At 62.8% G+C, this 20858-nt stretch carries 16 protein-coding genes; 11 read left to right on the top strand and 5 right to left on the bottom strand.

Annotated features, from left to right (window positions below; all coding sequences use genetic code 11):
- Positions 1 to 51: 51 nt before the first annotated feature.
- From NX784_RS06635 to NX784_RS06615, 5 genes are all read right to left on the bottom strand, one after another.
- Complete coding sequence (locus NX784_RS06635; RefSeq protein WP_258815874.1) at positions 52 to 585, bottom strand: REP-associated tyrosine transposase; 534 nt, start codon at positions 583 to 585, stop codon at positions 52 to 54.
- Between the two features lie 84 nt (positions 586 to 669).
- Positions 670 to 1992 (bottom strand): DNA recombination protein RmuC, encoded by a 1323-nt coding sequence (locus NX784_RS06630; protein WP_258815873.1) that lies wholly within the window; start codon positions 1990 to 1992, stop codon positions 670 to 672.
- Entirely contained in the window at positions 1993 to 2421 is a 429-nt protein-coding gene (locus NX784_RS06625; RefSeq protein ID WP_258815872.1) for a group II truncated hemoglobin, read from the bottom strand.
- A gap of 168 nt (positions 2422 to 2589) precedes the next feature.
- Positions 2590 to 5121 carry an ABC transporter permease gene (locus tag NX784_RS06620; protein ID WP_258815871.1) on the bottom strand — a complete coding sequence of 844 codons (2532 nt, stop codon included), beginning with the start codon at positions 5119 to 5121 and terminating at the stop codon, positions 2590 to 2592.
- Between the two features lies 1 nt (position 5122).
- Entirely contained in the window at positions 5123 to 6139 is a 1017-nt protein-coding gene (locus tag NX784_RS06615) for an adenosine deaminase (protein ID WP_258815870.1), read from the bottom strand.
- A gap of 618 nt (positions 6140 to 6757) precedes the next feature.
- Between NX784_RS06615 and NX784_RS06610 the strand changes: the two genes are divergently transcribed.
- The 11 genes from NX784_RS06610 (at position 6758) to lspA (ending at position 20858) form a co-directional block, all read left to right on the top strand.
- Positions 6758 to 8680, top strand: coding sequence for a PrkA family serine protein kinase (locus NX784_RS06610; RefSeq protein ID WP_258815869.1), 1923 nt, complete (start codon positions 6758 to 6760; stop codon positions 8678 to 8680).
- Between the two features lie 183 nt (positions 8681 to 8863).
- Positions 8864 to 10135: a YeaH/YhbH family protein gene (locus NX784_RS06605; RefSeq protein WP_258815868.1), complete on the top strand. Its 1272-nt coding sequence runs from the start codon at positions 8864 to 8866 to the stop codon at positions 10133 to 10135.
- A 12-nt stretch (positions 10136 to 10147) separates the two neighbouring features.
- The gene (locus NX784_RS06600) at positions 10148 to 11674 is read left to right on the top strand and encodes a SpoVR family protein (protein WP_258815867.1); all 1527 of its coding nucleotides are present in this window, start codon (positions 10148 to 10150) and stop codon (positions 11672 to 11674) included.
- Positions 11675 to 12244: 570 nt separating this feature from the next.
- A complete protein-coding gene (locus NX784_RS06595) occupies positions 12245 to 12907 on the top strand; it encodes an energy transducer TonB (protein ID WP_258815866.1) in 663 nt (220 codons plus the stop codon).
- Between the two features lie 82 nt (positions 12908 to 12989).
- Positions 12990 to 13928 (top strand): MotA/TolQ/ExbB proton channel family protein, encoded by a 939-nt coding sequence (locus NX784_RS06590; protein WP_258815865.1) that lies wholly within the window; start codon positions 12990 to 12992, stop codon positions 13926 to 13928.
- 3 nt (positions 13929 to 13931) lie between these two features.
- Positions 13932 to 14360: an ExbD/TolR family protein gene (locus tag NX784_RS06585; RefSeq protein ID WP_166858551.1), complete on the top strand. Its 429-nt coding sequence runs from the start codon at positions 13932 to 13934 to the stop codon at positions 14358 to 14360.
- A gap of 79 nt (positions 14361 to 14439) precedes the next feature.
- Positions 14440 to 14871 (top strand): ExbD/TolR family protein, encoded by a 432-nt coding sequence (locus NX784_RS06580; protein WP_258815864.1) that lies wholly within the window; start codon positions 14440 to 14442, stop codon positions 14869 to 14871.
- Between the two features lie 70 nt (positions 14872 to 14941).
- Complete coding sequence (locus tag NX784_RS06575; protein WP_258815863.1) at positions 14942 to 16174, top strand: tetratricopeptide repeat protein; 1233 nt, start codon at positions 14942 to 14944, stop codon at positions 16172 to 16174.
- 164 nt (positions 16175 to 16338) lie between these two features.
- Entirely contained in the window at positions 16339 to 17310 is a 972-nt protein-coding gene (locus NX784_RS06570; protein ID WP_258815862.1) for a bifunctional riboflavin kinase/FAD synthetase, read from the top strand.
- A gap of 87 nt (positions 17311 to 17397) precedes the next feature.
- Entirely contained in the window at positions 17398 to 20286 is a 2889-nt protein-coding gene (gene ileS, locus NX784_RS06565) for an isoleucine--tRNA ligase (protein ID WP_258815861.1), read from the top strand.
- 50 nt (positions 20287 to 20336) lie between these two features.
- Positions 20337 to 20858, top strand: coding sequence for a signal peptidase II (gene lspA / locus NX784_RS06560; RefSeq protein ID WP_258815860.1), 522 nt, complete (start codon positions 20337 to 20339; stop codon positions 20856 to 20858).

The following is a 20858-nucleotide window of genomic DNA, read 5'->3' as shown; positions in this document are numbered from 1 at the left end:
TGGACGGCTCCGCCGTCCACGCGTCCAACCACCACTCGAACGACCGCGACGTCATTCGAACTCCAACCTCTTCACTTCGTCCGTCCCACCCCAATCCGCCTCATACACGCCCGCATTTACATATCGCCCAAACGTCGAATACGGCCACGCCACCGCTGTCTCGGCGTACCCGTGTTTGACCGGATTGAAATGAATGTAATCGAGATGCCGCTGCATATCGATGTCGTCTCGAATACGGTGTTCCCAAAATCGACGTTGCCATATCGTGGCTTCGCCGCGCCGCGCCTGGGCATCGCTCCCTCGCATCCGATATCGGTCCCCACATGCGTATGACACCCGATGCTTGATCTGTGACCACCGTTGCGAAAAGCCGGTATCGTCCGGTGGAAGCGTCCAAATGCAGTGCAGATGATCGGGCAGCAGGACCCAGCCATCGATCGAGAACGGTTGCGATACACGAACGGCCCGGATTGCGTCGCGCAGTGCGGTCCGGATCACGGTATCGCACAGTATTGGGCGGCGCTCGTACGCGACGACCGTAAAGAAAAAGGTAGTGCCATCGTCGGCACGGCGGAAGCGGGACATCGGCGCAGTATGCGCGTGCCGGTATCCCGGACGGTGCGAGGGATCAAATCGTCGTTGAACGCGTGGACGGCGGAGCCGTCCACCCTACTCGTCCTCGGTATGCGAAGGGCCCAGCATCAGTTGCGCCGCCTCGCTCGGCAACGCTTCCACGGACTTGAGCTTGCGCGCCATCTGCCGGCTGCGCACCTCGGCGCTTTCGATGTTCTTCGCCGCGCGTTCCAAGGTGAGCTTGGTCTGGGCCAGCACGTCGCCGAACTTGCCGAATTCCGTCTTCACGGCACCCAACACTTGCCACACTTCCGACGAGCGTTTTTCCAGCGCCAAGGTGCGGAAACCCATCTGCAGGCTGCTCAGCAGCGCCGCCAACGTGGATGGCCCAGCGATCGTCACGCGTAACGAACGCTGCAGGTCATCGGCAAGGCCCGGCCGACGCATCACTTCCGCGTACAGGCCCTCGGTGGGCAGGAACAGGATGGCGAAGTCGGTCGTCTGCGGCGGCGCCACGTATTTTTCGCAGATCGTCTTGGCCTCGCCGCGCACCGCGCGTTCGAGCTCCGCGCCCGCGCGCGCGACGCCGTCGGCATCGCCCTGCTCGGCCGCTTCCAGCAGACGTTCGTACTGCTCTTTCGGGAACTTGGCGTCGATCGGCAGCCACAACGGCGGGCCGCCGTCGACGACACCCGGCAACTTGAGCGCGAATTCCACGCGCGCGTTCGAACCGCGCACGGTCTCGACGTTCTTGGCGTACTGGTCGACCGTGAGTATCTGCTCGAGCAGCATCTCCAGCTGCACCTCGCCCCACGTGCCGCGTGTCTTCACGTTGACGAGCACGCGTTTCAGGTCGCCCACGCCGACGGCCAGCTGCTGCATCTCGCCCAGGCCCTGATGGACTTTTTCCAGCCGGTCGGACACCTGGCGGAACGATTCCGTCAGGCGCGTCTCCAACGTGGCGTGCAGCTTTTCGTCGACGGTCTGGCGCATCTCTTCGAGGCGCTGCGCGTTGTCGGCCTGCAGGTCGCGGATCTTCGTCTCGAGCGTCGCGCGGATCTCGAGCATGCGCTGCGCGTTCGATTCCGTCAGGTTCGCGAGCGCGCCGTTCAATGTGTCGGAAAAGCGCTTCAGCGCGCGCGCCTGTTCCTCGCGGCCGCCCTGGGAATTCAACTGGGTCTGCTGGCGCATGCCGTCCAGCTGCTGCACGGTGGCGGCCTGGTTCTGCGCGAGGTGCGCGGCCAGTTCCTGGCGCGTCGCCTGCGCGCTGGCCTGCAGTTCCTGGCGCAGTTCGCGCTCCAGTCGTTCGAATGCGTGGCGCTCGTCGCCGCCGCGCCGCGCGCGAGTCAGCAGGACGATCTGCAGGCCAAGCACGGCCAGCAGCGCCACCGCGAGCACGATGAATTCCAGGGTCGACATTTAGTGAGCCCGGTTCCGCATCCAGTCGGCCGTCTGGTAAAACGATTGCATCAGCGCGAGGCGCAGGTCGTAGTCGTAGCCGAGATCTTCCAGCGCCATCGCCATGCAGCGCAGCCACTGGTCACGCTCCGATGTGCCGATCGCGAACGGCAGGTGGCGCGCGCGCAGCATCGGGTGGCCGTAACGTTCGATGAACAGGTTCGGCCCGCCCATCCAGCCGGACAGGAACATGAACAGCTTCTCGCGCGAGCTGTCGTTGGGGACGGGGTGCATCGCGTGGATGCCGGCGAAATCCGGCTCGAGTTGCATCAGGTCGTAGAAACGGTCGACCAGTTCGCGCAGGCGGCTTTCGCCGCCGATGATCTCGTACAGGCTGCGAGTCTCTTCCTGCGCGTCCTGGGCATCTTGGGGTGCGTTGGTATCGGACATCCGTTCATGATAGCGCAGCAGACGCCTCGCGTGTAGGGTGGGCGGCTCTGCCGTCCACGCGTTCAACCTACGTAACAACACCGCAATGTATCAATGTTCGTTGAACGCGTGGACGGCGGTTACCACGCGATAATTCGAACGGCAACGGTACAGCCGTCCACCCTACCATCATGCCTCGCGCAACGTTTGTAATGGTGGCTGCCGCAACACATTCCGCAACCCGAGCCAGCCGCCGACCAGCGCGCACACGGCGCCCGCGACGAGGCCCGCGATCCAGACGGTCGGATCGAACGTCCACGGGAACTTGAACTGGTACTCGGCCAGCGCCCAGCCCAGCGCCGCCGCGCCCGACGCCGCCAGCAGGCCCGACAGGCCGCCGACCAGCACGAACTCGATGCGCTGCGCCTGCGCCAGCTGGCTGCGCGTGGCGCCCAGCGCGCGCAGCAGGCCCGCTTCGCGCGTGCGCTCGGCCGTTGACCCCATCAGCGCCGCGTACAGCACGAGCACGCCGGAGGCCAATGTGAAGAGGAACAGGAATTCCACCGCAACGACGACCTGGTCGAGCACGTCCTGCACCTGGCGCAGGATGCCGCTGACGTCGATGACCGTGAGGTTCGGCCACGCGCGCGTCAGCGTGTTGGCGAGGCCGATGCCGCGCGCCGGCAGGTGGAACGCCGTCATGTACGTCGTCGGCGCGTCGCGCATGGCGGCCGGGTTGACGATGACGAAGAAGTTCGCGCGCATCGAGCCCCATTCCAGCTTGCGCAGGCTCGTGATCTTTGCGTCGACGATCTGGCCGCCCATGTCGAAGCGCATCGTGTCGCCCAGTTTCAGGCGCAAGGTGCGCGCAAGGCCCTGCTCGACCGACGCTTCGGCCACACCTGGCGCGTCGCGATACCAGCGGCCTTGCACGATCTCGTTCGCCGCGGGCAGCGCAGCCGTCGACGACAGATTGAATTCGCGCTCCGCGAGGCCTTTCGCGCGCTCGTCCGTGTACGTGGTCGCCGTCACCGCGTTGCCGTTCACGGCGACGAGGCGGCCGCGGATCATCGGGTACAACGTGACGTCGCGCACGCCGGCCGCGCGGATCGTGCGCGCGACGCCGTCGCGCTGGTCGGGCTGGATGTTGATGATGAAGCGGTTCGGCGCATCGGGCGGCGTGGCCGTGCGCCACGCCGCCATCAGGTCGCCACGCACGACCGTCAGTACGAGCAGCGCCATCAAGCCCAGCGACAGCGACACGATCTGCACGACCGTCGCGCCGGGCCGCCGCTGCAGCGACGTGATGGCGAAGCGCCACGCCTGGTGGCGGAACGCGCCGCGCACGCTGCGCACACCCCGCAGCGCCAGCCAGCCGACGAGCGCGAACAAGCCGAAGGCGCCGATGAAGCCGCCCGCGGTCAGCAGCGCGAGCTGCAGGTCGCCGGCCTGCCATAGCAGCAACGCGACGAAGACGGCGGTGCCGAGGCCGTACGTGGCCAGCGCGAGCGGCTTCGGTGCATCCTGCTCGCGCCGGATCACGCGGTTGTGTGGCACGTTGCGCAACTGGAGCACGGGCGGCAGCGCGAAGCCCACGAGCAGCAGCAGGCCGGTGGCGATACCCTGCAGCGCGGGCAGTGCCGACACGGGCGGCAGCTCGGTCGGGATCAGGCCCTTGACCATCTCGAGCAGCACGAAGTGCGCGCCGAAACCGACGAGCACCCCGAGCACGCTGCCCGCGAGGCCGACGATGAGGAACTCGACGAGGAACAGCGTACCGACCTCGTTCTGCGTCATGCCGAGGCAGCGCAGCATGGCGCAGGCGTCGAGGTGACGCTGCATGAAACGGCGCGCGGCCATCGCGACGGCCACGGCGGCAAGCATCGCCGACAGCAGCCCGACGAGCGACAGGAAACGCTCGGCGCGGTCGATCGTCGAGCGCATCTCGGGGCGGCCGTTTTCCAGCGTCTCGATGCGCACGCCGCGCACGTTGTCGGCTGCGATCCTGCCGCGCAGCCACCGTTCGTATCCGGCGATCGCGGCCTGGTCGTTCGGCGATTTCGCCGCCACCTGCATGCGGTACGTGACGCGCGCAAGGTTGTCGACGAGGCCCGTGGCTTGCAGGTCGGAGAGCGCCAGCATCACGCGCGGCGCGAAGTTGGCGAACGACGCGCCGCGGTCGGGCTCCGACGCGATCAGGCGCGCGATTCTAAAACTCTTGTCACCCAGCTGGATCGTCGAGCCGACCTTCGCGCGCAGTGGCGGCAGCAGGTTGACGTCGACCCACACCGTGCCCGGCGCGGGCGTGTCGTGCGTGACGTCGCCGAGGGCTTCGCTCGCGTCGTCGGTGCTCGTCGTCACGCGCATGGCGCCGCGCAGCGGATAGCCCGGCGACACGGCCTTCACGGATGCGAGCAACGCTTGCGACGCGTCGCCCTGCCCCGCCTGCGCCATGCTGGGAAACGTGATCGTGTCGGCCAGCACGAGCCCGCGTCGCACGGCTTCCTCGCGCCAGTCCCGGCGCAGCGGCTGGTCGGCGTTCACGAGCAGGTCGGCCCCGAGCAGCTGGCGCGCATCGCGGTTCAGGCCAGCGCGCATGCGGTCGACGAAGAAGCCGACGGCGGCGAGCGCCGACACCGCGACCACGAGCGCCACCAGCAGAAAGCGCAATTCGCCCGCGCGCCAGTCGCGCATCGTCATCCGCAGCGATTGCTTCAGCATGTCATGCGGCCTGCGCGGCGTCGAAGAACGCGTCGACCTCGGCGAGCCAGGCGCGCTTGCGGTCCGGTTCGACGAAGGCTGCGGCAAAGCTGTTCTTCGCGAGCTGGCGCGCGTGGCCCGCGTCGAGCGGCAGCGCGTCGAACGCGGCCAGGTAGTTGTCGTTGACGTAGCCGCCGAAATACGCGGGGTCGTCCGAATTCACGGTGGCGACGAGGCCGGCGTCGAGCAGGCGCCGCAGATTGCTGTCGCCCATCACGTCGAACACGCGCAGCTTGATGTTCGACAGCGGGCATACGGTCAACGCCATCCGCTCGCGCGCGAGGCGCTCGACCAGTGCGGGGTCCTCGAGGCAGCGCACGCCGTGGTCGATGCGCTCGACGTTGACGACGTCGAGTGCGCTCTCGATGTAGGCCGGCGGCCCCTCCTCGCCCGCATGCGCGACGAGATGCAGGCCCAGGTTGCGCGCGCGTTCGAACACGCGCGCGAATTTTTCCGGCGGATGGCCGACCTCGGACGAATCGAGGCCCACGCCGATGATCTTGTCGCGGAACGGCAGCGCTTCCTCCAGGGTTGCAATGGCTTCTTCCTCGGACAAGTGGCGCAGGAAACACATGATCAAGGTGGCGCTGATGGGGCCCTCCTGGCAGGCGCGCCAGATGCCGTCGATGACCGTCTTGAACGGCACGCCGCGCGCCGTGTGCGTCTGCGGATCGAAGAAGATTTCGGCGTGGCGGACGTTGTCGGCGGCGGCGCGTACGAGATACGCCATCGTCATGTCGTAGAAGTCCTGCTCGGTCAACAGCACGCTTGCGCCGGCGTAATAGATGTCCAAGAAAGACTGCAAGTCGGTGAAAGCGTACGCTTGGCGCAACGCTTCAACGGATGCATACGGCAGCGACACACGATTCCTTTGCGCTAACTCAAAAATCAGCTCGGGCTCGAGCGAACCTTCGATGTGGATGTGCAATTCTGCTTTCGGCATCGCCTGCAGCAGGTGGCGCAGCTGGTCGTTCAGCATGGGATCTCCGCGATGGATCATGAAATGGATACAGGCGACCAGTGTAGCGCATGGCTGCCGGCCCCTCATTCCACCGGCGGATTCCGGGTATGCCGGGACACGATATGCGTGCGCCACTGCTTAGCAAGATGGTGCACTATTTACTTACCAATTAATAAACACGATTGCGGCTGCCGGGAGCAAAAGTCCCGAATGGAAATCATGTCGTTAATACCAAAACCGGTGTAAAGACCTGGTCCTCAATCTCATTTAAATTATTTATTTTCTTATTCGTTTCAAGGACTTAGAAAGACGACGCACAAGTGCGCGACACTGTTTTGACTTCGAGAACTAATAGGCAGATAATAAATTTCATAAGCGTAAGAAGACGCTCTCTGCGGGCGCTAACAAACCGGCGAGGGACCTCGCCACCAGCGCGGATCCACGACAGCGGGCTCCACGAGGTCCCGGTAAAACTGGTTGAGAACAAGAACATCGCCCTACGTTTTGTGTCAGATCTTCTGACCTCCAGACTCAGGCGGCGACCCCGACAACAACACCTGCCAAAACGGGGCTTGGGCGGCCGACTTCACGGGCCGCCGGACAGTGATCAGTGTTAGCACATTAGAGGACATTCACATGACCATTTTTGATAACTACGCAGCCCGCTATGAGCGTACCCGGGAAGAGGAATACTCCCTGTCTGAGTACCTTCAGCTTTGCAAAAAAGATCCCCTGACTTACGCCAGCGCTCCCGAGCGCATGCTGGCCGCAATCGGCGAACCCACCCTGGTCGACACCCGCCTCGACCCGCGCCTGTCGCGCATCTTCGCCAACAAGGTCATCAAGATTTATCCTGCTTTCCGCGAGTTCTACGGCATGGAGGAAGTGATCGAACAGGTCGTTTCCTATTTCCGTCACGCGGCCCAGGGCCTCGAAGAGCGCAAGCAGATTCTTTATCTGCTGGGACCGGTCGGCGGCGGTAAATCGTCCATCGCGGAAAAACTCAAGCACCTGATGGAACAGGTGCCGTTCTATGCGCTGAAAGGCTCGCCGGTGAACGAATCGCCGCTCGGCCTGTTCAACGAAGAAGAGGATGGCGCGATCCTCGAGGAAGACTACGGCATCCCGCGCCGCTTCCTGCGCGCGATCCCGAGCCCGTGGGCCGTCAAGCGCCTGCACGAATACGGCGGCGACATCAACAAGTTCCGCGTCGTCAAACGCTACCCGTCGATCCTGAAGCAGATCGCGATCTCGAAGACGGAACCGGGCGACGAGAACAACCAGGACATTTCCTCGCTGGTCGGCAAGGTCGACATCCGCAAGCTGGAAGACTACGCGCAGGACGATCCGGACGCCTACAGCTATTCCGGCGGCCTGTGCCTGGCGAACCAGGGCCTGATGGAATTCGTCGAGATGTTCAAGGCCCCGATCAAAGTCCTGCACCCGCTGCTGACGGCGACGCAGGAAGGCAACTACAAGGGCACCGAGGGCTTCGGCGCGATCCCGTTCGAAGGCATCATCCTGGCGCACTCGAACGAGTCGGAGTGGAAGACCTTCCGCAACAACCGCAACAACGAGGCATTCCTCGACCGTATCTACATCGTCAAGGTGCCGTACTGCCTGCGCGTCGCCGACGAGATCAAGATCTACGACAAGCTGCTGCGCAATTCCTCGCTCGACAAGGCCCCGTGCGCCCCGGGCACCTTGCGCATGATGGCCCAATTCGCGATCCTGTCGCGCCTGAAGGACCCGGAAAATTCGAGCATCTATTCGAAAATGCTCGTCTACGACGGCGAGAACCTGAAGGACACCGACCCGAAGGCCAAGTCGCTGCACGAATACGTCGACTATGCCGGCGTGGACGAAGGCATGAACGGCCTGTCGACGCGCTTCGCCTTCAAGATCCTGTCCAAGGTCTTCAACTTCGACAACACGGAAGTGGCGGCGAACCCCGTGCACCTGCTGTACGTGCTCGAACAGCAGATCGAGCGCGAGCAGTTCCAGCCGGAGACGGAACAGCGCTACCTGTCCTATATCAAGGAGCACCTGGCGAATCGCTACGTCGACTTCATCGGCAAAGAGATCCAGACGGCGTACCTGGAAAGCTATTCCGAGTATGGCCAGAACATCTTCGACCGCTACGTCACGTTCGCCGACTTCTGGATCCAGGACCAGGAATTCCGCGATCCGGACACGGGCGAAAGCTTCGACCGCGAAACGCTCAACGCCGAGCTCGAGAAGATCGAGAAGCCGGCCGGCATTTCGAACCCGAAGGATTTCCGCAACGAAATCGTCAACTTCGCGCTGCGCGCACGGGCGACGAACGGCGGCAAGAATCCTGCGTGGACCAGCTATGAGAAGTTCCGTACGGTGATCGAGAAGAAGATGTTCTCGAATACCGAGGAACTCCTGCCGGTCATTTCGTTCAACGCGAAGGCCAGTGCGGAAGATGCAACCAAGCACGCCGACTTCGTTGCTCGTATGGTCGAGAAAGGCTATACGCCCAAGCAGGTCCGCCTGCTGTGCGAGTGGTACTTGCGCGTCAGGAAGTCCTCGTAAAGGCCATCGCAAAACCAGGAGCGTGGGGCGGACGATGGAGCGTCCGCCAGGCAGGACCGGTGGACCGGCACGATGCCGGCCGCCGGAATCCGTGGCGCCAACCACATGACGACGCGGCGCGTTATATTATGTAAGGACCGGGAAGGTATCCGGCCCGCCGCGACTTTCAGCAGGAGGCCTGTTTTGACTTACCTCATCGACCGACGCTTGCAGGGCAAGAACAAGTCTGCGGTCAACCGCGAACGATTCTTGCGCCGCTATAAGGCGCAAATCAAGGATGCGGTGGGCCGGGCGATCAAGGGTCGCTCGATCACCGACGTCGAAAATGGCGAGAAGGTCTCGATTCCCGTCAAGGACGTGAACGAGCCCCGCTTCGGACATGCCCATGGCGGCGTGTGGGAGACCGTCAACCCCGGTAACACGGAGTACCAGAAAGGCGATACGATCAACCGTCCCCGCGGTGGGGGCGGCGGCGCCGGGCGTGGCCGCGCCGGCAACAGCGAGCAGACGACCGAAGACGATTTCATCTTCGAGCTCAGCCGCGAAGAATTCATGAACTATTTCTTCGAGGACCTTGAGCTGCCGAATATGGTGAAGACGCAGCTGACCCAGGTCGTCGAGTACAAGAACCAGCGCGCCGGCTACAATATTTCCGGCACGCCATCGAACATCCACGTGCTGCGCTCCCTGCGCGGCGCGCTCGGCCGGCGCATCGCGGTGGGCGGCCCTTCCCGCAAACAGCTGACGGCACTCGAACACGAGTTGCGCGAGCTGCGCGAACAGGGAGTGGAAGACGACGATCCGCAGGTCATCGAGCTGAAGCACAAGATCCATCACCTGCACACGCGCCTGCTGGCGATCCCGTTCATCGATCCCATCGACCTGCGCTACAGCAACCGGATCAAGATCCCGAAGCCGTCCACGGCGGCCGTCATGTTCTGCATCATGGACGTGTCGGGATCGATGGATGAAAGCCGCAAGGACACGGCCAAGCGCTTCTTCATCCTGCTGTACCTGTTCCTGAAGCGGGTCTACGAACGGATCGACGTCGTCTTCATCCGCCACCACACGGCGGCGGCCGAGGTCGACGAAAACGAGTTCTTCCACTCGCGCGAATCGGGCGGCACCGTCGTATCGTCGGCGCTGCACCTGCTGAACAAGGTCATCAGCGAGCGCTACAGCAACGGCGACTGGAACAGCTACGTGGCGCAAGCCTCGGACGGCGACAACTGGGACAACGATTCCGTGCTGTGCAAGCAGATCCTGACCAGCGCCATCATGCCCCGGGTCCAGTACTACACCTATGTCGAGATCACGGACGGTCCCCCGCAGAACCTGTGGGAGCAGTATGCCGAAGTGGCGGCCGCGCACCAGAACTTCGCCATGCAGAAGATCGTGACGCCGGCCGACATCTATCCGGTGTTCCGCGAATTGTTCAAGAAGCAGCCAAAGTAGCGAGGCCCGCTCATGCCAAGAGATCCCAACAACCCGCGCGCCCTGCCGGAGCAATCGGAGTGGACGTTCGACCTGATCGAACAGGCGCACGAGGAAATCCGCCGGGTGGCCAAGAAATTCGGCCTGGACACCTACCCCAACCAGCTCGAGATCATCACGGCCGAGCAGATGATGGACGCGTACACGTCCGTCGGCATGCCCGTCTCGTACAACCACTGGTCGTTCGGCAAGCACTTCCTGACGACGGAAAAGAGTTATAAACGGGGCCAGATGGGCCTCGCATACGAAATCGTCATCAACTCGAATCCCTGCATCGCCTATTTGATGGAGGAAAACAGCCTGACGATGCAGGCGCTCGTCATCGCGCACGCGGCCTATGGCCACAATTCCTTCTTCAAAGGCAATTATCTGTTCCGGACCTGGACCGACGCCGACGCCATCGTCGACTATATGGTCTTCGCGAAGAACTATATTGCCGAGTGCGAACAGCGTCATGGCATCGACGCCGTCGAAGACCTGCTCGATTCCTGCCACGCGATCCAGAACTATGGCGTCGACCGCTACAAGCGGCCGGCCAAGCTGTCGGTGGCGCAGGAAGCGGCGCGCCAGAAGGAGCGCGAGGAATACATGCAGTCGCAGGTCAACGAATTGTGGCGCACGCTGCCACGACGCGAGGAACAAGTGAAAGATCAGGCGCCGTCGCGTTTCCCGTCGGAGCCCGAGGAAAACCTGCTCTACTTTATAGAGAAGTACGCGCCGCTGCTCGAACCGTGGCAACGCGAACTCGTACGGATCACGCGCAAGATCTCGCAGTATTTCTATCCGCAGCGCCAGACCCAGGTCATGAACGAAGGCTGGGCGACCTTCTGGCACTACACGATCCTGCAGGAGCTCTATAAGGAAGGGATCGTGGGCGATGGGTTCATGCTGGAGTTCCTGCAGAGCCATACGAACGTCGTCTACCAGCCGCCGGCCACGAGCCCCTATTACAACGGCATCAATCCGTATGCTCTCGGCTTTGCGATGATGACGGACATCAAACGCATCTGCGAAGAACCGACCGACGAAGACCGGGCCTGGTTCCCCGACATTGCCGGCAGCGACTGGATCAAGACGCTCGACTTCGCCATGCGCAACTTCAAGGACGAGAGCTTCATCGCCCAGTACCTGTCGCCGAAGCTGATCCGCGAATTCCACTTCTTCGCCGTGCTGGACGACGACCGCAGCGACAAGCTGACGATCTCGGCCATCCACGACGAGGCCGGATACCGCTACGTCCGCCAGCAGCTGGCCGATCAATACAATATCGGCAACCGCGAGCCCAACATCCAGGTCTGGCAAGTCAACACGCGCGACGATCGGGCACTGACCCTGCGTCATACCCAGTTCCAGCGCCGCCCCCTGAACCAGCAGGCCCATGAGGTCTTGAAGCACGTCGCACGCCTCTGGGGGTTCGATGTACGCCTCGAGACCGTTGACCCATCCGGGCGTGTCGTCAGCAGCCTGGAGTGCCGCCGCGAGAAACGGGCACGTTACTGATCCCCCCGCCCGCACTACTCGGTGCGGGCACTCTTTTCTTCCATCCTGTTGACATCCTTCTCGCCTTGTGATGTAGTTCGACTAACATCCGACGTGGTGAATGAGCCATATCAATCGCCTGTATCCGCATAAGCGCTTGTTATGGCCGAGCCCTCTGATCAAGGGCGAAAACCGTTTCAACAGTACGCCTACCCCGGTTAAACTTCGCTATAGTTGGCAGAAACGCCATGGCACTTTCTTATGATATTTGCTGAGCTGCAAAATAGGCATGGAAAATTCGGCAATCGGGCGTTGGTAGCCTTATCTTCACCAAGTTATGAAAGGGGTCCACACGACATTGCAAAACAACTAACTTCCACTTCTATCGGCACCCCTGCGACCGTACTTTCTTGATCACATTCTTTGCCTGTTTTTACAGACAAATAGCCTCTCTTTGAGGGTGTAAAAATGTATGTGCAAAAAAGAATTCGTAGGTATAATTCGCCGATGTCCCGGATGCGGCTCTAAGCTTTTTGTCGTGTTTTGTGGGTTTAGTGGCAACAAAAAAAGGTTGGTATTGGAGAAAGCAGGATGAATTTTTCGCATGAGAAGAACCCCGGGAAGAATTTGACTGGTATCGCCATTGTCATCATCTTGCACCTGATCGTTGCTTACGGGATCGTGACCGGTCTCGGCAAACGGATGGTCAGCAAGATGGCCGAGGCAGTGGAGACCAAGATCATTGAAGACGTAAAACCGCCGCCACCTCCGGAGACGCCGCCCCCGCCGCCGCCGCCGGAAATGAAGGCGCCGCCTCCGCCGTTCATCCCGCCGGTGGAAGTGCAAGTGCAAACCCCGCCGCCGCAGCAGAACGTGATCGCGAATGCGACGCAGACGAAACCGGCGACGACGGAAATCATCAAGGCCCCGCCGGCACCGCCCGCCGCGCCTCCGGCGACGAAGTCGGCCGGCCCGGCCCGGACCCCGGCAGTTGCAGACTTCAATTCGTGCGCGAAGCCGGAGTATCCGAAGGCGTCGCAGCGTAACGAAGAAACGGGTGTGTCGACCATCTCGTTCCTGATTGGTGCGGATGGCAGTGTGAAGGATTCCAAGGTCACGAAGTCCAGCGGCTTCCGCGACCTGGATAAGGCTGCTCTTGTGGCACTGGGCAAGTGCCGGTTCAAACCGGCTACTGAAAACGGCCAGGCCATCGAGTCTTGGCAGCCGGTACAGTACGTCTGGCAGCTGGATTAACCAGGGACAGCGTATCTCTCAACGCGTGATTTTCGTTGTCATTTGTTCAGCGAACTGTTCATTTTAAATTTTTGGAGGAAGCATGTTTAAGAATACCCGTTTGTCCGCTACCGTAGCGGCTCTCCTGTTCTCGGTCACTGCGGCATCGGCACTGGTGTCCGCTCCGGCCTTCGCCGACGCTCCGGCCTCGGCAGCAGCGAGCGCCCCGGCCGCAGCACCGGCGGCTGACGCAGCAGCACCGGCAGCCGACGCTGCCGCTTCGGCACCGGCAGCAGCGGCTCCGGCAGCCGGCGGCGAAGCCAAGAAAGAAGAAGTCGAGAACCCGTTCGGTATCTCGGCTGTCTGGGAAGGCGGCGTCGTCTCGCGCGGCACCCTGATCATCCTGGCCATCATGTCGATGGGTTCCTGGTACATCATGATCACCAAGCTGATCGACCAGATGAAAATCTTCAAGCAGTCGAAGGAAACCAACCAGAAATTCTGGAAAGCACCGTCGATCGCTGCTGGCTCGGCTCAACTGACCGACGGCTCGCCGTTCCGCTTCATCGCTGAAACGGGCACCAAGGCAACCCAGCACCACGACGGCGCCCTGCTCGAGCAGATCGACCTGTCGACCTGGGTGACGATGCAGATCCAGCGCGCCGTGGACAAAGTCCAGTCGCGTCTGCAAGATGGCCTGTCGTTCCTGGCAACCGTCGGCTCGACCGCACCGTTCATCGGTCTGTTCGGTACCGTCTGGGGTATCTACAACGCACTGACCAACATCGGTATGACCGGTAACGCGTCGATCGACAAGGTCGCAGGTCCGGTGGGTGAAGCACTGATCATGACCGCATTCGGTCTGTTCGTTGCAGTTCCGGCCGTTCTGGGCTACAACTGGCTGGTCCGTCGCAACAAGTCGGCAATGGAAGATGTCCGTTCGTTCGGCGCTGACGTGCACTCGGTCCTGATCTCGGGCGCAATGCACACCTCGGAAGCTGCACGTGCTCAAGGCGCCGGCACCGCTAAAAAGGTTGGCTAAACCATGAGCATGAGTGTTGGCTCCGATAGCGGAGATGAAGATGCAGTGATGTCAGAGATCAACACCACGCCCCTCGTGGACGTGATGCTGGTTCTTCTGATCATCTTTCTGATCACCAGCCCGGTTGTCCTCCACCTGCAGAAGATTAACCTGCCGATCGAGACCAACCAGGCTGCCAAGACCACGCCGGAAGACGTGAACATCGTCGTCAACAAAGATGGCGAGATGTACTGGAACCAGAAGCACCTGAACAACACCGACGAGCTGTTCGATTTCCTGGCCAAGGAATCGGTGAAAGTTCCGCAGCCGGAAGTGAAGATTCGTGGCGATCAGCAAACGCGCTACGAAGCGATCGGTCGGGTGCTTTACACGGCCCAGCGTGCCGGGATTCAGAAGGTCGGTTTCATCACCGAACCGCCTGATAAGGGCTGATCCACCAGGACACAACCCGCCAGCGTGACAACGGCTCTGCCGCCGTCACGCTGGTTCCCAAGATTTGAAAGGAAACACCATGGGTATGAACGTTGGTTCGTCCGGTGCTAAATCAGCAGATCCGGAACCGATGATGGAAATGAACATGACGCCGCTGATCGACGTCATGCTGGTGCTGATCATCATGATGATCATCACCATTCCAAAACAAAACCACTCGGTTAACTTGAACATGCCGGTTGGCACTCCGCCGCCGCCGACCAAGGAACCGGTTGTCATCACGATTGACGTGGACTTCGACGGCACCATCCTCTGGGATAACACCCCGGTTCCCGATCGTGCGACTCTCGAAGCGAAGCTGGCGAACGTGGCGGCCCAAGCTGATCAGCCGGAAGTGCACCTGCGTCCGAACAAGCTGGTCGAGTACAAGGTTGTCGCCAGCGTCATGGCAGCCGCCCAGCGTCTTGGCGTGACCAAGATCGGTATGGTCGGTAACGAACAGTTCCAGTAAATCGCTTTGGCTATAATGAACACGGCAGGGTTTCCCTGCCGTGTCTATTTTGAATGAAAGAATTTCGATAATGGCTAAATTCCGCCTCGCACACCTCGGCCTCGTTGTGGCCGCCCTCGGATTCACCGCCGCTGCTCCCGTCGTTGGCCTGGCCCCTGCTTATGCGGCCGAGACCCTCCGTCCGGAAATCGGCAAGCCTCTGCAGGAAGCCCAACAGCTGATGAAGTCGGGCAAGAACAAGGAAGCGCTGGCCAAGCTGCGCGAGCTCGACAAGGTCGGCGGCAAGTCGGCAAACGAAACGTACCTGATCGAACGCACCCGCGCCGGTGCCGCATCCGCCGCCGGCGACTACGAAACGGCCGCCAAGGCCTTCGAATACCTGATCGGTTCGGGCAAGCTGTCGGGCGCCGAAAAAGCCCAGTTCTCGGAAGGCCTGATCGGCATCTACATGCGTGCCGGCGACCTGGGCAAGGCAAACGCCGCGATCGAACGCCAGCTCAAGGAGCATGACGATCCGAAGCTGCGCGCCTACCTGATGCAGAACTATTACAAGCAGGGCAACATCAAGGCGCTGGAAGACGAACTGCGCTCGGCCGAGAAGAACGGCCGCCTGAGCGAAGACCAGCTGGGCATGCTGGCCAACATCCAGCTCAAGAAGAACGACAAGGCCGGCTACGTCAACACCATCGAGAAACTGGCTGCGAACTATCCGAAGGCCCAGTACTGGACGGACCTGCTGAACCGCGTGCAGGGCAAGCCGGGCTTCTCGGGCCGCCTGTCGGTGGACATCTACCGCCTGAAGCTGGCCAATAATCTGCTGAAGAAGCCGAGCGAGTTCATGGAAATGGCCCAGCTCGTGCTGCAGGCCGGCGCGCCGGCGGAAGCGCTGAAGGTCATCGACAAGGGCTACAAGGCAGGCGCACTGGGCACTGGCCCCGACGCCGCCCGTCACCAGCGCCTGAAGGATCTGGCAGAGAAAACCCTGGCCGACCAGAACAAGAACCTGGCGACCACCGAAGCGCAGCTGACGAAGGACGCCGACAGCGACGGCATGGCTTCGCTGGGCTACGCGCTCGTGCAGTCGGGCCAGACCGACAAGGGCCTCAAGATGATGGAAACCGCGGCCAAGGCCAAGGACCTGAAGCATCCGGAAGACGTCAAGCTGCACCTGGGCGAAGCGTATGCCGTCGCCGGCAAGAAGCAGCAAGCCATCAGCACGCTCAAGTCCGTCGGCGGTACCGATGGTACGGCGGAACTGGCCCGCTACTTCATCATGGCGATCAACAAGCCGCTGTCGAACTGATCTCCCTGCCCCAGGCAGCACAAGAAGCGCAGCCTGCGTCATGCAGGCTGCGCTTTTTTATTGGATGCAACTCACCCGCCATCTGCCGTGGCAAAGGCATTGCGCTGTGCAACATGTGCTTTGCCGTATAATCTGGTATTTCGCCTAGAAGCACGATTCATCCAATGAAGGTATTTCGCGGACTTCCCAACGACAGGGCGCGCGCGCCTTGCGCACTCACGATCGGCAACTTCGACGGTGTCCACCGCGGACACCAGGCGCTGTTGGCCCACGTGACCGCCAGCGCCCGCAAGCTCGGGCTGGAAGCCGCCGTGATGACCTTCGAGCCCCATCCGCGCGAATATTTTGCGCAGCGCAGCGGCGATTTGTCGAAGGCACCGGCCCGCATCGCGAACCTGCGCGACAAGCTGGAATCGCTGGAACATGCCGGCATCGACCGCGTCATCGTCGAACACTTCAACGAACATTTCGCATCGATGTCGCCCGATGAATTCACGCAGCGCGTGCTCGTCGACGGCCTGCACGTGAAATGGCTGATGGTCGGCGACGACTTTTGCTACGGCGCCCGCCGCGCCGGCAACGTCGCCCTGCTGGCCGAAGCGGGTAAGCGCCACGGCTTCGAGGTGCACAGCCTGCCGGCCGTGCTGCACGAGTCCACCCGGATCTCGTCGTCGGCCGTGCGCGCCGCCCTCGCCGCCGGCGACTTCGACGCGACGCGCGCACTGCTCGGGCACCCGTACTCGATGTCCGGCCACGTGATCCATGGCCAGAAGCTGGGCCGCACCTTGGGCTTTCCGACGCTGAACCTGCGCGTCGCCCACCGCCCCGCGCTGGCCGGCATCTTCATCGTGCAGGTGCATGGCCTGGCCGACGGCCCGCTACCCGCCGTTGCCAGCCTGGGCGTCCGTCCGACCGTCGAGGATGCGGGCCGTATGCTGTTGGAAGTCCATGTCTTCGATTGGAATGCGCCCTGCTACGGCAAGCTCGTGCGCGTGGAATTCCTCGCCAAGCTGCGCGACGAAGAAAAATACGTCGACCTGCCCACGCTGACGGCCGCCATCGACCACGACGCGCAACAAGCCCGCGCGTGGTTCGCCCAGCGCGCCGGCGCCCTCACGGCTACCGACCGAATTTGAGCGGGGCTCGCGCGGTTTCACGTCCGCTTCCGGTGCCCACGCGCCGTCCCGTCTTCACGAATAACAGCAGTCCATTTAGAAACCACCATGTCCGATACCAAGCAAGGCCAGAAAGGCCAACAAGGCAACAAGAAGCCTGAAAGCAAATACCCGGTCAACATGACCGACACCCCGTTCCCGATGCGCGGCGACCTCGCCAAGCGCGAGCCGGGCTGGGTCAAGCAATGGCAGGACAAGCAGGTCTACCAACGCATCCGCAAGGCGGCCGCCGGCCGTCCGAAGTTCGTCCTGCACGACGGTCCGCCGTATGCAAACGGCGACATCCACCTGGGTCACTCCGTCAACAAGATCCTGAAAGACATGGTGGTCAAATCGCGCACGATCGCCGGCTTCGACGCACCGTATGTGCCGGGCTGGGACTGCCACGGCATGCCGATCGAGATCCAGATCGAAAAACTGTACGGCAAGAACCTGCCGACGGCCGAGGTGCTGCAGAAGGCACGCGCCTACGCGCTCGAGCAGGTCGACCGCCAGCGCGCCGGCTTCATCCGCCTGGGCGTGCTGGGCGAGTGGGACAACCCCTACCTCACGATGAACTTCAGTAACGAGGCGGACGAGTTGCGCGCCCTCGGCACGATGCTCGACAAGGGCTACGTGTACCGCGGCCTGAAGCCCGTGAACTGGTGCTTCGACTGCGGCTCGGCGCTGGCCGAGGCGGAAGTCGAATACCAGGACAAGCGCGACCCGGCGATCGACGTCGGCTTCCCGTTCGCGGAACCGGACAAGCTGGCGCAGGCGTTCGGCCTGCCCGCGCTGCCGGCGGGCGACGGCTTCATCGTGATCTGGACGACGACCCCGTGGACGATCCCGTCGAACCAGGCGCTGAACGTGCATCCGGAAGTCGAGTACGCACTGGTCAAGGCCGACCGCAACGGCTCGCCGGTCCTGCTGATCGTCGCGAAAGACCTCGTGGAAAGCGTCCTGCAGCGCTACAAGCTGGAAGGCGGGATCGTCGCGACGACCACCGGCGAAAAGCTGGGCGGCATCCGCTTCAAGCACCCGCTGCATGCGGCCGATCCGTTCTACGACCGCACGTCGCCCGTCTACCTCGCCGACTACGTGACGACCGACAGCGGCACGGGCGTCGTCCACTCGGCCCCCGCGTACGGCCTGGACGACTTCCAGTCCTGCAAGGCGCACGGCATGAAGGACGACGATATCCTGAAGCCCGTGATGGGCGACGGCCGCTTCGCGAGCACCCTGCCGCTGTTCGGTGGCATGACGATCTGGGAAGCGAGCAAGCCGATCTGCAGCGCGCTCACGGACGCCGGCGCCCTGTTCGAACTCAAGATGTTCGACCACAGCTACATGCACTGCTGGCGCCACAAGACGCCGATCGTCTACCGTGCGACGAGCCAGTGGTTCGCCGGCATGGACGTCAAGCCGAAGGACGGCGGCGCCACCTTGCGCGAATCCGCGCTGGCCGGTATCGCCGAGACGCAGTTCTTCCCTGACTGGGGCCAGGCACGCCTGCAGGGCATGATCGCCAACCGTCCGGACTGGACCCTGTCGCGCCAGCGCCAGTGGGGCGTCCCGATGGCCTTCTTCCTGCACAAGGAAACGGGCGACCTGCATCCGCGCACGCCGGAGCTGCTGGAACAGGTGGCCAAGCTGATCGAACAAGGCGGCATCGACGCGTGGCACAAGCTCGACCCGCGCGACCTGCTGGGCGATGACGCCGCGATGTACGAAAAGAACCGCGACACGCTGGACGTGTGGTTCGACTCGGGCACGACGCACCAGACCGTGCTGCGCGGCTCCCACGCGGCGCAATCGCAGTTCCCGGCCGACCTGTACCTGGAAGGCTCGGACCAGCACCGCGGCTGGTTCCACTCGTCGCTCTTGACGTCGTCGATGCTGAACGGCCGCCCGCCGTACAAGGCGCTGCTGACGCACGGCTTCACGGTGGACGAGCATGGCCGCAAGATGTCGAAGTCGCTCGGCAACGTGCTGTCGCCGCAGAAGATCAGCGACACGCTGGGCGCCGACATCCTGCGCCTGTGGGTCGCGTCGACCGACTACACGGGCGAGCTGGCGCTGTCCGAAGAGATCCTGAAGCGCGTGACGGAAGCGTATCGCCGCATCCGCAACACGCTGCGCTTCCTGCTCGCGAACACGTCGGACTTCGACCCGGTCAAGAACGCCGTGCCGGTCGCGGAGATGCTGGAGATCGACCGCTACGCGCTGGCCGAGACGGCGCGCCTGCAGGATGACGTGGCGAAGCACTTCGAGCGCTACGAATTCCACCCGGTCGTCGCGCGCCTGCAGAACTTCTGCTCGGAAGACCTGGGCGGCTTCTACCTCGACATCCTGAAGGACCGCCTGTACACGACGGGCGTGGACTCGTTCGCGCGCCGCTCGGCGCAGACGGCGCTGTGGCACATCGCGCACGCGCTGCTGCGCATCATGGCGCCGATCCTGTCGTTCACGGCCGAGGAAGCATGGGCCGTCTTCGCGGGCGACGCGGCCTACAAGGACAGCGACGAAACCATCTTCACGCAAACGCTGTGGGCGTTCCCGCAGATCGGCGACGCCGCCGCGCTGCTGGACAAGTACGCGCTGCTGCGCGCCGTCCGCGCCGACGTCACCAAGCAGCTGGAAGAAGTGCGCGCGTCCGGCGCGATCGGCTCGTCGCTGCAGGCGGAGCTGGTCATCAAGGCCGCGAGCGACAAGTACGCAGCCCTCGCAAGCCTGGACGACGACCTGAAGTTCGTGTTCATCACGTCGCAGGCCACCGCCCTGCAAGTGCCGGACGCGGCCGACGAAGCGGTCACCGTGACGCCGTCCGACGCCGCCAAGTGCGAGCGCTGCTGGCACTACCGCCGCGACGTCGGTCACGACCACGCGCATCCAGGCTTGTGCGGCCGCTGCACGAGCAACCTGTTCGGCAGCGGGGAAAGCCGCCGCTTCGCCTGATCCACCGTCCCCGGGCCCATGCCCGGGGTTTTCACTTCACGACCATCGACATGGCCAGCAAAAAAAAACCGACATTCTCCGCCGTCTCGTCCCGCTCCGGCGGCAGCCTCACCCCGTGGCTCGGCATCGCCTTCATCGTCATCCTGCTCGACCAGATCACCAAGATCACCATCACGCGCATGTTCTCGCTGGGCGAGGAGAAGCCGATCACCGGGTTCTTCAACCTGGTGCTCGCGTATAACAAGGGCGCGGCATTCAACTTCCTGTCCGACCAGAGCGGCTGGCAGCGCTACCTGTTCGCCGGCATCGCCATCGCCGCGGTCTGCTTCATCATCTACCTGCTGCGCAAGCACGCGGGCCAGCGCACGTTCTGCTGGGCCCTCGCGCTGATCATGGGCGGCGCCCTGGGCAACCTCATCGACCGCATCGCCCACGGCCACGTGATCGACTTCCTCGATTTCTACTGGCGCGGCCTGCAGCACTTCCCGGCCTTCAATATCGCCGATACGGCCATCTCCATCGGCGCGTTCCTGTTCATCGTCGATGAACTGCGCCGCGTGAACAAGCATTGA

The sequence above is a fragment of the Massilia pinisoli genome (assembly GCF_024753285.1).
In the GTDB taxonomy this organism is placed as follows: domain Bacteria; phylum Pseudomonadota; class Gammaproteobacteria; order Burkholderiales; family Burkholderiaceae_D; genus Telluria; species Telluria pinisoli.
The sequence above is the reverse complement of the archived record's forward strand: the minus strand, read 5'-3'. Positions and strand labels throughout refer to the sequence as shown.

What these genes read in the sequence shown, in the direction of transcription:
- lspA (WP_258815860.1), top strand. Translation starts at nt 20,337, where the DNA reads ATGGCCAGCAAAAAAAAACCGACATTCTCCGCCGTCTCGTCCCGCTCC.
- NX784_RS06630 (WP_258815873.1), bottom strand. Translation starts at nt 1,992, where the DNA reads ATGTCGACCCTGGAATTCATCGTGCTCGCGGTGGCGCTGCTGGCCGTG.
- NX784_RS06585 (WP_166858551.1), top strand. Translation starts at nt 13,932, where the DNA reads ATGAGCATGAGTGTTGGCTCCGATAGCGGAGATGAAGATGCAGTGATG.
- NX784_RS06575 (WP_258815863.1), top strand. Translation starts at nt 14,942, where the DNA reads ATGGCTAAATTCCGCCTCGCACACCTCGGCCTCGTTGTGGCCGCCCTC.
- NX784_RS06570 (WP_258815862.1), top strand. Translation starts at nt 16,339, where the DNA reads ATGAAGGTATTTCGCGGACTTCCCAACGACAGGGCGCGCGCGCCTTGC.
- NX784_RS06600 (WP_258815867.1), top strand. Translation starts at nt 10,148, where the DNA reads ATGCCAAGAGATCCCAACAACCCGCGCGCCCTGCCGGAGCAATCGGAG.
- NX784_RS06615 (WP_258815870.1), bottom strand. Translation starts at nt 6,139, where the DNA reads ATGCTGAACGACCAGCTGCGCCACCTGCTGCAGGCGATGCCGAAAGCA.
- ileS (WP_258815861.1), top strand. Translation starts at nt 17,398, where the DNA reads ATGTCCGATACCAAGCAAGGCCAGAAAGGCCAACAAGGCAACAAGAAG.
- NX784_RS06625 (WP_258815872.1), bottom strand. Translation starts at nt 2,421, where the DNA reads ATGTCCGATACCAACGCACCCCAAGATGCCCAGGACGCGCAGGAAGAG.
- NX784_RS06620 (WP_258815871.1), bottom strand. Translation starts at nt 5,121, where the DNA reads ATGCTGAAGCAATCGCTGCGGATGACGATGCGCGACTGGCGCGCGGGC.
- NX784_RS06595 (WP_258815866.1), top strand. Translation starts at nt 12,245, where the DNA reads ATGAATTTTTCGCATGAGAAGAACCCCGGGAAGAATTTGACTGGTATC.
- NX784_RS06580 (WP_258815864.1), top strand. Translation starts at nt 14,440, where the DNA reads ATGGGTATGAACGTTGGTTCGTCCGGTGCTAAATCAGCAGATCCGGAA.
- NX784_RS06590 (WP_258815865.1), top strand. Translation starts at nt 12,990, where the DNA reads ATGTTTAAGAATACCCGTTTGTCCGCTACCGTAGCGGCTCTCCTGTTC.
- NX784_RS06635 (WP_258815874.1), bottom strand. Translation starts at nt 585, where the DNA reads ATGTCCCGCTTCCGCCGTGCCGACGATGGCACTACCTTTTTCTTTACG.
- NX784_RS06610 (WP_258815869.1), top strand. Translation starts at nt 6,758, where the DNA reads ATGACCATTTTTGATAACTACGCAGCCCGCTATGAGCGTACCCGGGAA.